This window comes from Kitasatospora sp. SUK 42 (assembly GCF_015776785.2).
Classification (GTDB): domain Bacteria; phylum Actinomycetota; class Actinomycetes; order Streptomycetales; family Streptomycetaceae; genus Kitasatospora.
Genome location: NZ_LFMD02000003.1, coordinates 1,369,207 through 1,382,211 on the forward strand (window position 1 = coordinate 1,369,207; position 13,005 = coordinate 1,382,211).

At 73.5% G+C, this 13,005-nt stretch carries 12 protein-coding genes; 7 read left to right on the plus strand and 5 right to left on the minus strand.

The annotated features are described in order from the left end of the window. Positions 1 to 39: 39 nt before the first annotated feature. Positions 40 to 1,161, minus strand: a complete 1,122-nt coding sequence (locus RZ50_RS15815) for an adenylate/guanylate cyclase domain-containing protein (protein ID WP_308271649.1) — start codon at positions 1,159 to 1,161, stop codon at positions 40 to 42. Positions 1,162 to 1,334: 173 nt separating this feature from the next. Further along, a complete protein-coding gene (locus RZ50_RS15820) occupies positions 1,335 to 2,228 on the minus strand; it encodes a biotin--[acetyl-CoA-carboxylase] ligase (protein ID WP_196948261.1) in 894 nt (297 codons plus the stop codon). 239 nt (positions 2,229 to 2,467) lie between these two features. Here RZ50_RS15820 and RZ50_RS15825 point away from each other — a divergent pair, with 239 nt between their 5' ends. The 5 genes from RZ50_RS15825 to RZ50_RS15840 all read left to right on the plus strand — a co-directional run bounded on the left by RZ50_RS15825 (position 2,468) and on the right by RZ50_RS15840 (position 7,476). Continuing rightward, positions 2,468 to 4,057 (plus strand): acyl-CoA carboxylase subunit beta, encoded by a 1,590-nt coding sequence (locus RZ50_RS15825; protein WP_196948260.1) that lies wholly within the window; start codon positions 2,468 to 2,470, stop codon positions 4,055 to 4,057. Positions 4,058 to 4,084: 27 nt separating this feature from the next. Further along, entirely contained in the window at positions 4,085 to 4,306 is a 222-nt protein-coding gene (locus RZ50_RS15830; protein WP_196948259.1) for an acyl-CoA carboxylase subunit epsilon, read from the plus strand. Positions 4,307 to 4,445: 139 nt separating this feature from the next. Continuing rightward, a complete protein-coding gene (gene mmpB, locus RZ50_RS30345; RefSeq protein ID WP_374199926.1) occupies positions 4,446 to 4,586 on the plus strand; it encodes a morphogenic membrane protein MmpB in 141 nt (46 codons plus the stop codon). A gap of 34 nt (positions 4,587 to 4,620) precedes the next feature. Then, positions 4,621 to 5,226, plus strand: coding sequence for a nucleoside triphosphate pyrophosphatase (locus RZ50_RS15835; RefSeq protein WP_196948258.1), 606 nt, complete (start codon positions 4,621 to 4,623; stop codon positions 5,224 to 5,226). A 474-nt stretch (positions 5,227 to 5,700) separates the two neighbouring features. Next, positions 5,701 to 7,476 carry a biotin carboxylase N-terminal domain-containing protein gene (locus tag RZ50_RS15840; protein WP_196948257.1) on the plus strand — a complete coding sequence of 592 codons (1,776 nt, stop codon included), beginning with the start codon at positions 5,701 to 5,703 and terminating at the stop codon, positions 7,474 to 7,476. 109 nt (positions 7,477 to 7,585) lie between these two features. Here RZ50_RS15840 and RZ50_RS15845 read toward each other — a convergent pair whose 3' ends face one another. Further along, on the minus strand, positions 7,586 to 8,539 hold the full coding sequence (locus RZ50_RS15845; RefSeq protein ID WP_254802758.1) for a DeoR family transcriptional regulator: 954 nt from the start codon (positions 8,537 to 8,539) through the stop codon (positions 7,586 to 7,588). A gap of 247 nt (positions 8,540 to 8,786) precedes the next feature. Continuing rightward, positions 8,787 to 10,238, minus strand: a complete 1,452-nt coding sequence (locus RZ50_RS15850) for an NAD(P)H-quinone dehydrogenase (RefSeq protein ID WP_196948255.1) — start codon at positions 10,236 to 10,238, stop codon at positions 8,787 to 8,789. Between the two features lie 167 nt (positions 10,239 to 10,405). Between RZ50_RS15850 and RZ50_RS15855 the strand changes: the two genes are divergently transcribed. After that, positions 10,406 to 10,843, plus strand: coding sequence for a gamma-glutamylcyclotransferase (locus RZ50_RS15855; protein WP_196948254.1), 438 nt, complete (start codon positions 10,406 to 10,408; stop codon positions 10,841 to 10,843). 3 nt (positions 10,844 to 10,846) lie between these two features. Here RZ50_RS15855 and RZ50_RS15860 read toward each other — a convergent pair whose 3' ends face one another. Next, entirely contained in the window at positions 10,847 to 11,659 is an 813-nt protein-coding gene (locus RZ50_RS15860; protein ID WP_196948253.1) for a hypothetical protein, read from the minus strand. A 362-nt stretch (positions 11,660 to 12,021) separates the two neighbouring features. On the opposite strand from RZ50_RS15860, the gene RZ50_RS15865 reads away from it, so the two are divergent. Beyond that, positions 12,022 to 12,843, plus strand: coding sequence for a purine-nucleoside phosphorylase (locus RZ50_RS15865; RefSeq protein ID WP_196948252.1), 822 nt, complete (start codon positions 12,022 to 12,024; stop codon positions 12,841 to 12,843). Positions 12,844 to 13,005: the final 162 nt, after the last annotated feature.

The following is a 13,005-nucleotide window of genomic DNA, read 5'->3' on the forward strand; positions in this document are numbered from 1 at the left end:
GGGAAGGACCTCCCGAAGCGGCGCGCCCCCCGCCCGCCCCTACTCCGTCTTCAGCCGCCGCGACAGCAGCCACGGCTCGACCAGCCCCAGCCCCCGCACCGGCCGCCGCCACATCGGCTGCAGGTGGAAGCGCGCCCCCGCCTCCGGCCCCGGCAGCGGCAGCCCCGAGGCCGGCATCCCGGCCGCCGCCGACAGCGCCTCCGCCAGGCCGGGCCCCTCCGAGTCGGCCGGGGCGACGCTGCCGTTGTGCTCCAGCGCGGCGGCGAACTCGCCGTCGATCAGCACCGCGTCCTTGGGCGCGATCGAGGTGAGCCGGCTGGCCAGGTTCACCGTGGTGCCGAAGACGTCGCCCATCCGCTGGGTGACGGTGCCGAAGGCCATGCCGACCCGCAGCGCCGGGATGGTGTCGTCCTCGGCCAGCGCCTCGATCAGGCTGAGCGCGATCTCGGCGGCGGTGGACGGGTCCTCGGAGACGTAGAGGATCTCGTCGCCGAGGGTCTTGATCACCCGGCCGCCCTGTCCGACGATCAGGTCGGAGCAGGTGTTCTCGAAGGTCTCGACCAGCTCGCCGAGCTCCTCCTCCTCCAGCCGCCGCGACAGCCGGGTGAAGCCGACCAGGTCCGCGAAGCCGACCGCGAGCCGGCCGCTGGTGATCTCGTTGTCCTCGGCCGCCTGCACCACCCGGCCGGTGACGGCGGCCAGTTGGCGCCGCCAGACGTACACCAGGAACTGCTCCAGTTCCGGCAGCAGCAGCTCGACCAGCGGGTACGCGACGTCGGCGCGGGTCAGCCCGGGCTCGGCGGACTGGGTGAGGTTCTCCAGGAAGGTGTCCATCTGCCAGCCGGCCAGCCGGGCCGTGGTCTGGCCGGTGGAGCGGGCCACCTGGATCGCCATCGACTCGCTCAGCAGCCCGGACTCGACCAGCCCGGCGAGCCGCCGCAGCGCGATCACGTCGCCGTCGGTGAGCGCCCGGGACTGGCCGATGTCGGGGAAGCCCATGGCCCGCCAGAAGCGGGTGGCCAGCTCCATCGGGACGTCGGCGGCGCGCGCGGCCTGGTACGGGGTGTAGCGGCGTGGCGCGTCCAGGATCAGGCGTTCGAGTTCGAGCGCGACCGTGGGGTCGTGGCCGCCCGCCGTCCCGCTGCTGCCGTCCTCTGCCACCGGTCCGTCCCCGTGCGGTTGCCGCACTTGCCTCGTGTCCTACCTGTCCGGGCGCGCCGTCCGCCACCCGGGCGGACAGTGGCGCGCCTCACACCGCTGCCAGGTGGAATGTTCGCACGGAATCGCTCGATCCGGAGCATCCGCCCGGGTCAAGGAGAGGTGAAGACTGCCGTTCAGCGCGGCTCGGGGCGAACGTGGACCACGTCGCCCGCGCCGACCGCCCGGCGTGCGCCGTCGGCCGTACGCACCACCAGACGGCCGTCCCCGTCCACCGCCACCGCCTCGCCGAGCAGCTCGCGGTCGCCGGGCAGGTGCACCTTCACCTGGCGGCCGAGCGTGGTGCAGCGGTCCGCGTACGCGCGCAGCAGGTCGCTGGCGTGCGGGTCCCCGGCGGCGGCGGTCCACTCGCGGTACAGCCCGGCGAACTCGCGCAGCAGGGCGCGCAGCAGGACGGACCGGTCGGTGGTCACCGCGCCGGCCAGCGCGAGCGAGGCCGCGGTGGGCACGGGCAGCTCCTGCTCGCGCAGCGAGACGTTGAGGCCCATCCCGACGACCACCGCGCCGCCGCTCAGCTCGGTGAGGATGCCGCCGAGCTTGCGCTCCACGCCGTCGATCTCCACCTGGAGGTCGTTCGGCCACTTCAGCCCGACCTCGACCCCGGCCACCCGGTCGAGGGTGCTGGCCGCGGCCACCCCGACCAGGATCGGCAGCCAGCCGTACCGCTCGACGGGCACCTCCTCGGGGCGCAGCAGGAAGGACAGGAACAGCCCTGATCGGGCCGGGGCGGTCCACTGCCGGTCCAGCCGCCCGCGCGCGGCGCTCTGCGCCTCGGCGACCAGCACCGCGCCCTGCGGGGCGCCGGCCCGGGCCCGCTCGGAGAGATCGCTGTTGGTGGAGCCGGTCTCGGCCAGGACGTCCAACGAGGTCCAGAGCCCGCCCGGGACCACCAGGTCGCGGCGCAGCCCCTCCTCGTCCAGCGGCGGTCGGTCCAGGTCGGTCCAGGGGGACGGTCCGGTGCGGCCGAAGCCGCGCAGTCCGCTGCGGCGGGGGGTGTCGGGTGCGGTCATGGGGGAAACCCTAGAACGGGTGCGGAGTCCAGGGGCGTAGGCCGTCCCATCGTCCCCCAGAACACGCCCGGACACACTGTGTCGCTGGCCATAACGCCAGAACGTTACGTCCGGACCTCCGCGCTGGCTACGCTACCCAGCGGTAGTTCGCAGCGCCGCCCTGCCCTCATGCGCGAGCCCCCACCCCGGACCGCGCGCACTCGAACAGGTCGCGGCCATGGATCAGGGAGAGCCACCGGATGACCGAGGCGCCGTACGACCCCCACACCACCGCCGGCAAGATCGCCGACCTGCGGCGAAGGCTGGACGAGGCGGTGCACTCCGGCTCGTCCAAGGCCGTGGAGAAGCAGCACGCCAAGGGCAAGCAGACCGCCCGCGAGCGGGTCACGGAGCTGCTGGACGAGGGCTCCTTCGTGGAGTTCGACGAGTTCGCCCGGCACCGCTCGACCAACTTCGGCCAGGAGCGGAACCGCCCGTACGGCGACGGCGTGGTGACCGGCTACGGCACCGTCGACGGCCGTCAGGTCGCCGTCTTCGCCCAGGACTTCACCGTCTTCGGCGGCTCGCTCGGCGAGGTCTTCGGAGAGAAGATCGTCAAGGTGATGGACTTCGCGCTGAAGACCGGCTGCCCCGTCATCGGCATCAACGACTCCGGCGGCGCCCGGATCCAGGAGGGCGTGGTCTCGCTCGGCCTGTACGGCGAGATCTTCCGCCGCAACGTGCACGCCTCGGGCGTCATCCCGCAGATCTCGCTGATCATGGGCCCCTGCGCGGGCGGCGCGGTCTACTCCCCCGCGATCACCGACTTCGTGGTCATGGCCGACCGGACCTCGCACATGTTCATCACCGGCCCGGACGTGATCAAGACCGTGACCGGCGAGGACGTCGGCATGGAGGAGCTGGGCGGCGCCCGCACCCACAACACCAGGTCCGGCAACGCGCACTACCTGGCCGCGGACGAGAAGGAGGCGATCGAGTACGTCAAGAGCCTGCTCTCGTACCTGCCCTCCAACAACCTGAGCGACCCGCCGTCCTACCCCGAGCGGGCCGATCTGACGGTCACCGCCGAGGACCTCGAACTCGACGCCCTCGTGCCGGACTCGGCGAACCAGCCGTACGACATGCGCACGGTGATCGAGCACATCGTCGACGACGGCGACTTCCTGGAGACCCAGCCGCTCTACGCGGGCAACATCATCACCGGCTTCGGCCGGGTCGAGGGCCACGCCGTCGGCATCGTCGGCAACCAGCCGATGGACCTGGCCGGCGTCCTGGACATCAACGCCAGCGAGAAGGCCGCCCGCTTCATCCGCACCTGCGACTCCTTCAACATCCCGGTGCTGACCTTCGTGGACGTGCCCGGCTTCCTGCCCGGCACCGAGCAGGAGTGGGACGGCATCATCCGCCGCGGCGCCAAGCTGATCTACGCCTACGCCGAGGCCACCGTCCCGCTGATCACCGTGATCACCCGCAAGGCCTTCGGCGGCGCGTACGACGTCATGGGCTCCAAGCACCTGGGCGCCGACCTCAACCTGGCCTGGCCGACCGCGCAGATCGCGGTGATGGGCGCGCAGGGCGCGGTCAACATCCTGCACCGCCGGGAGATCGCCGAGGCCGAGGCGGCCGGCACCGTCGAGGAGACCCGCGCCGAGCTGATCGCCTCGTACGAGGACACCCTGCTGAACCCGTACCTGGCGGCCGAGCGCGGCTACGTGGACGCGGTGATCGCCCCGAGCGAGACCCGCCGGCACATCGTCCGGGGCCTGCGGGCGCTGCGCGGCAAGCGCGAGGTGCTGCCGCCGAAGAAGCACGGCAACATCCCCCTGTAGGCCCCTTCCCTCCCGGGAGAGAACCAGATGTCCCCGATCCACGTGCTGCACGGGCAGCCGACCCCCGAGGAGCTCGCCACCGTCCTGGCGGTGGTCCAGGCCCGGGCCGCCGCCGCGCAGGCCGCCGCAGAGGCGGACCGGCTGGCCGGCGTCGGCCCGGAGTCCCCCTGGAACGACCGCTCCCGCCTGCTCCGCCCCGCCGTCCACCCGGGCGTCAACGCCTGGCGGACGTCGGGCTGGGCGCACTGAACACCGCCGTGCGGCGCGGAAGGATCGGGCCGACCGGCCTCCCGCGCCACACGGCCGCCCCGCCCGCCCTGCCCGCTCTGCCCGCAACCTGAGTACGGATACTCAGGCGCACCCGCCCCACCCGGCGCACTCTGGACGGGTGCTCTGGTCAGACCCTCGCGATGAGCCCTCGCCCGAGGCCCGTCGCATGCAGGAGCGGATGCAGCGGGCCGGCCGGGTGCTCGCCGCGCTGGTGCTGGTGGGCGCCGTCCTGGTCATGGTCTCCCGCTGGTTCACCTGAACGGCGTACACCGGCAGCCCCTACCCTGGTGGGCATGACCGACCAGCGCCCCCTCGTCCTCGCCTCCGCCTCCCCCGCCCGCCTCGGGCTGCTGCGCCAGGCGGGGCTCGACCCGCGCGTGGTGGTCAGCGGCGTCGACGAGGACGCGATCAGCGCCGCCACCCCCGCCGAGCTCGCCCTCGTCCTGGCCGAGGCCAAGGCGAAGGCCGTCGCCGCCGACCTGACCGGCGGCGAGCTGGTGATCGGCTGCGACTCCGTCCTGGAGCTGGACGGCCTGGCCCTCGGCAAGCCCGCCGACGCCGCCGAGGCGCTGGACCGCTGGCGCTCGATGCGCGGCCGGGCGGGCGTGCTGCGCACCGGCCACTGCGTGATCGACACCGTGACCGGCCGGCAGTCCTCGGCCACCGCCTCCACCACCGTCCGCTTCGGCACCCCGGACGACGAGGAGATCGCCGCCTACGTGGCCTCCGGCGAACCGCTGTACGTGGCCGGGGCGTTCACCCTGGACGGCCGCTCGGCGCCGTTCGTCGACGGCATCGACGGCGACCCGGGCAACGTCATCGGCCTGTCCCTGCCGCTGCTGCGCCGCCTGCTCGCCGACCTCGACGTCCGCATCACGGACCTCTGGGCCCGGAGCTGAGAACCGGGCCGGGACGGTACCGGATCCGACAAAATCCGGGCGGCAGGCCTAGGACATGTGACCGGCGACAGCCGGGTCCCACCCCCATAAGCTGGCAGTGATCCAGAACGGGAGGGGGTGCGGCGGTGACCGACGCCCGGCAAGGCCTCGGCGACAGGGCCGAGTTCCGCCTCGGCCGCCCCACCGGCGGCCCGCCCGGCGGCGAACGGGCCGCGGCCGCGGCCATGGCCGTGGCCTGAGCGGGCCGCGGAGGGTGTGTCACAGACCACCGTCCCGCCACGCCGCCGCCCGGCCGTCCACCGCCCTCCCCGCCCGACCCACCGCACCGGCCGCGACCTGCGCAGTCGCCGTACGGACGGTCGGCCGGGCCTGGAATCCCATCACAGTGCGTGTGGGATAGTTCACAACCTGGGGCTACTCGCCGGTACCACCCAGGAATCCATAAACTCAACGAGGTTCAAGAAGGGAGCCACAGTGCGCAAGGTGCTCATCGCCAACCGCGGGGAAATCGCCGTCCGCGTCGCCCGGGCCTGCTCGGACGCCGGTATCGCCAGCGTCGCCGTCTACGCCGAGCCGGACCGGGATGCGCTGCACGTCCGCGCGGCCGACGAGGCTTACGCGCTGGGCGGTGACACCCCCGGCACCAGTTACCTGGACATCGCCAAGGTCCTCAAGGCCGCCGAGGACTCCGGCGCCGACGCCGTCCACCCCGGCTACGGGTTCCTCTCGGAGAACGCCGAGTTCGCCCAGGCCGTCATCGACGCGGGCCTGACCTGGATCGGCCCGCCGCCGCAGGCCATCCGCGACCTCGGCGACAAGGTGACCGCCCGGCACGTGGCACAGCGCGCCGGCGCCCCCCTGGTGGCCGGCACCCCGGACCCGGTCTCGGGCGCCGACGAGGTCGTCGACTTCGCCCGTGAGCACGGCCTGCCGGTCGCCATCAAGGCGGCGTTCGGCGGCGGCGGCCGCGGCCTGAAGGTCGCCCGCACGCTGGAGGAGATCCCGGAGCTGTACGAGTCCGCGGTGCGCGAGGCCGTCGCCGCCTTCGGCCGCGGCGAGTGCTTCGTCGAGCGCTACCTGGACAACCCGCGGCACGTGGAGACCCAGTGCCTCGCGGACCAGCACGGCAACGTGGTGGTCGTCTCCACCCGTGACTGTTCGCTGCAGCGCCGGCACCAGAAGCTGGTCGAGGAGGCGCCCGCGCCGTTCCTGACCCCGGAGCAGAACGCCGAGCTGTACCGCGCGTCCAAGGCCATCCTGAAGGAGGCCGGCTACGTCGGCGCCGGGACCTGCGAGTTCCTGGTGGCGCTGGACGGCACGATCTCCTTCCTGGAGGTCAACACCCGCCTCCAGGTCGAGCACCCGGTCACCGAGGAGGTCACCGGCCTCGACCTGGTCCGCGAGATGTTCCGGATCGCCGACGGCGAGGAACTTGGCTACGGCGACCCCGAGGTGCGCGGCCACTCCTTCGAGTTCCGCATCAACGGCGAGGACCCGGGCCGCAACTTCCTGCCCGCGCCCGGCACCGTGACGCTGTTCGCCCCGCCGTCCGGCCCGGGCGTGCGCCTGGACTCGGGTGTGGAGTCCGGCTCGGTCATCGGCCCGGCCTGGGACTCCCTGCTGGCCAAGCTGATCGTCTCCGGCCGCGACCGCAAGCAGGCCCTGGAGCGGGCCCGCCGCGCGCTGAACGAGTTCAGGGTCGAGGGCATGGCCACCGCCATCCCGTTCCACCAGGCGGTCGTCACCGACCCGGCGTTCGCGCCCGAGGTGCACGGCAGCGACGAGCCGTTCAAGATCTTCACCCGCTGGATCGAGACCGAGTTCGACAACACCATCCCGGCGTTCGCGGGTGCGGGCGTCGAGGGCGAGGAGGCCGAGACCCGGGAGACCGTGGTGGTCGAGGTCGGCGGCAAGCGGATCGAGGTCTCGCTGCCGTCCTCGCTGGGTGTCGCGGCGGCCCCGGCCGTCGGTGCGACGGGTGCCGCCAAGGCCAAGCGCCGGGTGGGCGCCAAGAAGGCCGGCTCGGCCCTCAGCGGTGACACCCTGGCCTCGCCGATGCAGGGCACCATCGTCAAGGTCGCCGTCGAGGAGGGCCAGGTCGTCGCCGAGGGCGAGCTGATCGTGGTCCTGGAGGCGATGAAGATGGAGCAGCCGCTGAACGCCCACAAGGCGGGCACCGTGGTCGGCCTCAAGGCCGAGGTGGGTGCGAGCGTCAGCAGCGGCGCCGCGCTCTGCGAGATCAAGGACTGACGACCCGAACCGTCGACGCCAGTCACCGACCGGTCCGTACGCCCCTGGGGGTGTGCGGACCGGTCGCGTTCCCGGCGTCGGCGCGGCGGCGGCCCAAGGCCTGTCGGTCTCAGCGCCCGCGCTGCATGCCCAACTCGGCCAGCCGGACGGGCATTCCGCCCGGGCCCACCGGCCCGCCGTGCGCGCCGGGGCGGCGCTGGCCGGGCAGCGGGGCGCCGCCGGGGGGCGGGGCCTGGCGGCGGGCCAGCGGGCCGGGCTGGGTCTGGTGCACCGGGCCGCTGCCGGTGCCGTGCACCGGGGCGTCGGCGCCGGGCCCGCCGAGCGGGGCCAGGTCGATCTGCACCCCGCAGTCGGCGAGCGCGTCCAGCTCGCGGGCGGTGGCGTCGTCGGCGGTGGCGTGCTCGTCGGTGACCAGCCGGGTGATCGTCTCGGTGGCGACGGTCTGGAACATGCCGTCCGCGCCGAGCTTGGTGTGGTCGGCGAGGACGATGACCTCGGCGGCCGACTGCACCAGTGCCCGGTCCACGCTCGCGGACAGCATGTTCGCGGTCGACAGCCCGCGTTCGGCGGTCAGACCACTGCCGGAGATGAAGGCCTTGGTGACCCTCAGCCCCTGCAACGACTGCTCGGCCCCGCTGCCCACCAACGCGTAGTTGGAGCCGCGCAGGGTGCCGCCGGTCATCACCACCTCGACCCGGTTGGCGTGCGCCAGCGCCTGGGCGACCAGCAGCGAGTTGGTGACCACCGTCAGGCCGGGCACCCTGGCCAGCCGGCGGGCCAGCTCCTGGGCGGTGGTCCCGGCGCCGACCACCACCTGGTCGCCCTCCTCCACCAGCGAGGCGGCGAGGTCCGCGATGGCGCTCTTCTCCGCCGCGGACAGGTGGGTCTTCTGCGGGTAGCCGGGTTCGCGGCTGAAGCCGCCGGGGAGCACCGCGCCGCCGTGTCGGCGGTCGAGGAGCCCTTCTGCCTCCAGCGCCCGCACGTCGCGGCGCACGGTCACTTCGGAGGTCTGGACGACGCGGGCCAACTCCCGGAGCGAGACGGCTCCGTTGGCGCGCACCATTTCGAGGATCAACTGGCGACGTTCTGCTGCAAACACAGAACCGACGGTAACCTGCGTGACCGTCTGCTTTCAGGCGTTTGCAGCTGGTAGCGGGAATTGCTCACGCACGTGCGGCGCGTGACCGTACAATACGCGCCGTCAATAGCCCGGAACTGCGCCCGCCGTCCGGGTGACGATCACTCCTGCCCGAACGGACGCGAAAGGGCGGCCGCCGATCGGCAGCCGCCCTCAACTGTGCGCTTTGAGCTCAGGATTCGCCCTCGGCCCGCTTGCGGATGTGCAGCTGCCGGGCGGCCTCGGCGGTCGAACCGGAGACGGACGGGTAGACGGTGAACGCGCTGGCCACCTGTTCGACGGTCAGATTGGCGTCCACGGCGAGCGCGATGGAGTGGATCAGCTCGCTGGCGCGCGGGGCGACGACCACGCCGCCGACCACGATGCCGGTGCCCGGGCGGCAGAACAGCTTCACGAAGCCGTCCCGGATGCCCTGCATCTTCGCCCGCGGGTTGCCGCGCAGCGGCAGCTTGACCTCGACCGCGTCCATCTTGCCGCACTCCACGTCGGCGGCGGTGTAGCCGACGGTGGCGATCTCCGGGTCGGTGAAGACGTTGGAGGCCACCGTCTTGAGGTTCAGCGGCTGCACCGCGTCGCCCAGCGCGTGGTACATCGCGATCCGGCCCTGCATGGCCGCCACCGAGGCGAGCATGAAGACGCCGGTGCAGTCGCCGGCCGCGTACACGCCCGGGGCGCTGGTGCGGGAGACCCGGTCGACCTGGACCTGGCCCCAGTCGTTGAGCTTGACCCCGGCCTCCTCCAGGCCCATCTCGGCCGTGTTGGGGATCGAGCCGACCGCCATCAGGCAGTGGGTGCCCTCGACCACCGTGCCGTCGGCGAGGATCACCTCGACCCGGTCGCCGATCCGCTTGGCGCTCTGGGCGCGCGAGCGGCTCATCACGTTCATGCCACGGCGGCGGAAGACGTCCTCCAGCACCTCGGCGGCGTCCGGGTCCTCGCCCGGCAGCACCCGGTCGCGGCTGGACACCAGGGTCACCTCGGAGCCGAGCGCCTGGTACGCGCCGGCGAACTCGGCGCCGGTCACACCGGAACCGACCACGATCAGCTCGCGGGGCAGCTCCTCCAGGTCGTACACCTGGGTCCAGGTGAGGATCCGCTCGCCGTCCGGCTGGGCGTCCGGCAGCTCGCGCGGGTGGGCACCGGTGGCGATCAGCACGGCGTCGGCGCGCAGCGACTGCACGGTGCCGTCGGGGCCGTCCACCAGCACCTCGCGGGAGCCGTCCACGGCCTGCCCGCCGGCACCGAGCCGGCCGCGGCCGCGCAGCACGGTGACCCCGGCGCGGGTGACGGACTGGGTGATGTCGTGGGACTGCGCGATCGCCAGGCGCTTCACACGGCGGTTGACCTTGCCCAGGTCCACGCCGATGACCTTGTGCCGCTCCTCGGCGGAGCCGTCCTGGGCGACGGTGATGCCCAGCTCCTCGTACGAGCTGTCGAAGGTGGTCATCACCTCCGCGGTCGCGATCAGGGTCTTCGACGGCACGCAGTCCGTGAGCACCGCCGATCCGCCCAGACCGTCGCGGTCGACGACGGTCACCTCCGCGCCGAGCTGTGCGGCGACCAGGGCCGCCTCGTAGCCGCCGGGTCCGCCACCGATGATCACGATCCGAGTCACGCTCACCATTGTCCCGCACGCCGGGAGCGCCGCCACGCCGGGGTCCGGGCTTGCGTACCTTCGTCCACACACCGGCCTCCCGGTTCCCGCACCGTCACCCGCACGCCGCCCTCCCGGCTCCCGCACCTTCGTCCAGTCGCGCCGGAGCGTGGGCCGACCGGGCTACGCTGGCCCCCATGCCCCTTTACGCCGCGTATGCCACCAACCTCGATGCCCGGCAGATGACCCGCCGAGCCCCGCACTCCCCGCTGCGCGGCACGGGGTGGCTGGACGGCTGGCGGCTCACCTTCGGCGGCGAGCAGCTCGGCTGGGAGGGCTCGCTGGCCACCGTCGTCGAGGACGGGAAGGACCAGGTCTTCGTCTCGCTCTACGACATCGCGCCGATGGACGAGGAGGGCCTGGACCGCTGGGAGGGCGTCCAGCTCGGCATCTACCGCAAGATCAAGCTGCGCGCGCAGACCCTGGACGGCGACATCCCGGTCTGGACGTACGTGCTCAACGACTACGAGGGCGGCCTGCCCGCGGCCCGCTACCTCGGCCTGATCGCCGACGCCGCGGAGAGCGCCGGCGCCCCGCACGACTACGTGATGGACCTGCGCCGCCGCCCCTGCTAGGCCCTAGCCCGCACGCCAGCCGCGTACGGTCTCCGCCAGCACCCCCGCGACCACCGCGCGCCGGGCCGGCTCGGCGCGCACCCCGTACGCCAGCTCGACGTGCAGCCACGGCACCCCGAGCCCGGCCGCGAACCGGCCCTCCACATTGGTGGTGCCGGCCAGCGGCACGCCCGGCTCCCGCCACGCCCGGCAGACCACGAGGCCGGCCCCTCCGAGCCCCGCGGCGGTCAGCTCGGCGGCCGGGCCCGGCCGCCCGGCGCCGCTGGAGACCACCGCGTCCCGGCCCGGCAGGCTGGCCGCGCGGAAGCCGTGCACCTGGATGCCGGGCAGGCCGCGCCCGGTGAGCGCCTCGACCACGGCGGCGAAGACGGTGTCACTGCGGTGCGCGACGTCCGCGCAGCCGTCCGCCCCGGCCCGGCGGTGCGCCCCGGCGAGCACCAGCACGCCGCCCGGCACGGCCCGGAACAGCTCCACCCCGAGCGCCTCGGTGTGGGCGTCCGAGGCCGGGTGGGGCACCTGCACGGACCAGGTGGGCCGCGCCGAGCGGTCCAGGTAGATCCGGCCCCAGCCGCGGCCGTCCCCGATGTCGTCGACGGCGGCGATCTCGGCCACCCGGCGGCCGGTCGAGGCCTCGGTGAACTCGGTGATCCGGTACCCGACCCGGGCCAGCGCCCGCCCGGCCTTCCCGGTGCGGCCGTCCAGCGCGCCGAGCACGCCGTCGGCCACCGCCCGGCGCTGTGCCCGGTCCGGCGCGGTGTACCGGCCGCCCGGGAGGAGGTCCGCGGTGAACGCGCCGACCCGGGCCGCCAGATCCACCGGTCCGGGCCCGGAGGGCGCCGGAGGCGGCGGGTGCGGTCTGTGCCTGTTCCCCATGCCGGTCGAACCTGTCCTGGAGTCCGCCGGAGCCGTGCACCGGTCGACGGCGGATCGGCCCCGCTCGCCACCGTACCGCCGCCGGTGCCCGCCCGGCCTTCCGGAAGCGGGCGACGACGGCACGTACGCGAAGGGACCACCCGGCGCGAAACGGCTCCGCGCGACATCCCGGTTGTGTGCGATCTGACGGCCCCCTCACCCGGAAAGCGCCACCGAGCTGTGTTTTCGGGTCAACCGGGTAACGATCCGGCATGCCGCGGCAGTTTTTCTACGCGCGTAGCCGAAACCCGTCTATCCTCTGACCCGTGAACGCTTCTCCTCAGTCGGTCGTCTCCGCCGACCCCTACGCCGCCGCCCAGGCCGCCGCCGAGCGCCTGCGCGAGCTGACCGGTGCCGAGCGGCACGACGTCGCCCTGGTGATGGGCTCCGGCTGGGTGCCGGCCGCCGACGCCCTGGGCGAGACCGTGGCCGAGTTCCCGGTCACCGACCTCCCGGGCTTCCCCGCCCCCGCCGTCGCCGGCCACGCCGGCAAGATCCGCTCGGTGAAGATCGGCGACAAGCGCGCCCTGATCTTCCTCGGCCGCAACCACTACTACGAGGGCCACGGCGTGGCCACCGTCGTCCACGGCGTTCGCACCGCCGCCGCGGCCGGCTGCGGCGTCATCGTCCTGACCAACGGCTGCGGCGGCCTGCGCCACGGCTGGACGCCCGGCCAGCCGGTCCTGATCAGCGACCACATCAACCTGACCGGGGACTCCCCGATCGTCGGCGCCAACTTCGTCGACCTCACCGACCTGTACTCCAAGCGCCTGCGCGCGCTCTGCCGCGAGGTCGACTCGTCCCTGGACGAGGCCGTCTACGTCCAGTTCCGCGGCCCGCACTACGAGACCCCGGCCGAGGTCAACATGGCCCGGGTGATCGGCGGCGAGCTGGTCGGCATGTCCACCACCCTGGAGGCCATCGCCGCCCGCGAGGCCGGCTCCGAGGTGCTCGGCATCTCCCTGGTCACCAACCTGGCCGCCGGCATGACCGGCGAGCCGCTCAACCACGAAGAGGTGCTGGAGGCCGGCAAGGCCTCCGCCGAGCGCATGGGCGAGCTGCTGGCGAAGGTCCTGGAGCGGATCTGACGCCCAGCCCGGCACGCGATCATGAGCGACGGGGCCCGCGAGCGGCGTGATCCGCTGATCACGCCCGCCCGCGGGCCCCGTCCGCGTCCGCACCCCTTCCTCGCGGAAACCCCTGGCCTCCTCGGCGACCCACCTCGGGCAGACCCACCGACGCACTTCCCA

What these genes read in the sequence shown, in the direction of transcription:
- RZ50_RS15820 (WP_196948261.1), bottom strand. Translation starts at nt 2,228, where the DNA reads ATGACCGCACCCGACACCCCCCGCCGCAGCGGACTGCGCGGCTTCGGC.
- RZ50_RS15825 (WP_196948260.1), top strand. Translation starts at nt 2,468, where the DNA reads ATGACCGAGGCGCCGTACGACCCCCACACCACCGCCGGCAAGATCGCC.
- RZ50_RS15830 (WP_196948259.1), top strand. Translation starts at nt 4,085, where the DNA reads ATGTCCCCGATCCACGTGCTGCACGGGCAGCCGACCCCCGAGGAGCTC.
- RZ50_RS15835 (WP_196948258.1), top strand. Translation starts at nt 4,621, where the DNA reads ATGACCGACCAGCGCCCCCTCGTCCTCGCCTCCGCCTCCCCCGCCCGC.
- RZ50_RS15845 (WP_254802758.1), bottom strand. Translation starts at nt 8,539, where the DNA reads ATGGTGCGCGCCAACGGAGCCGTCTCGCTCCGGGAGTTGGCCCGCGTC.
- RZ50_RS15850 (WP_196948255.1), bottom strand. Translation starts at nt 10,238, where the DNA reads ATGGTGAGCGTGACTCGGATCGTGATCATCGGTGGCGGACCCGGCGGC.
- RZ50_RS15855 (WP_196948254.1), top strand. Translation starts at nt 10,406, where the DNA reads ATGCCCCTTTACGCCGCGTATGCCACCAACCTCGATGCCCGGCAGATG.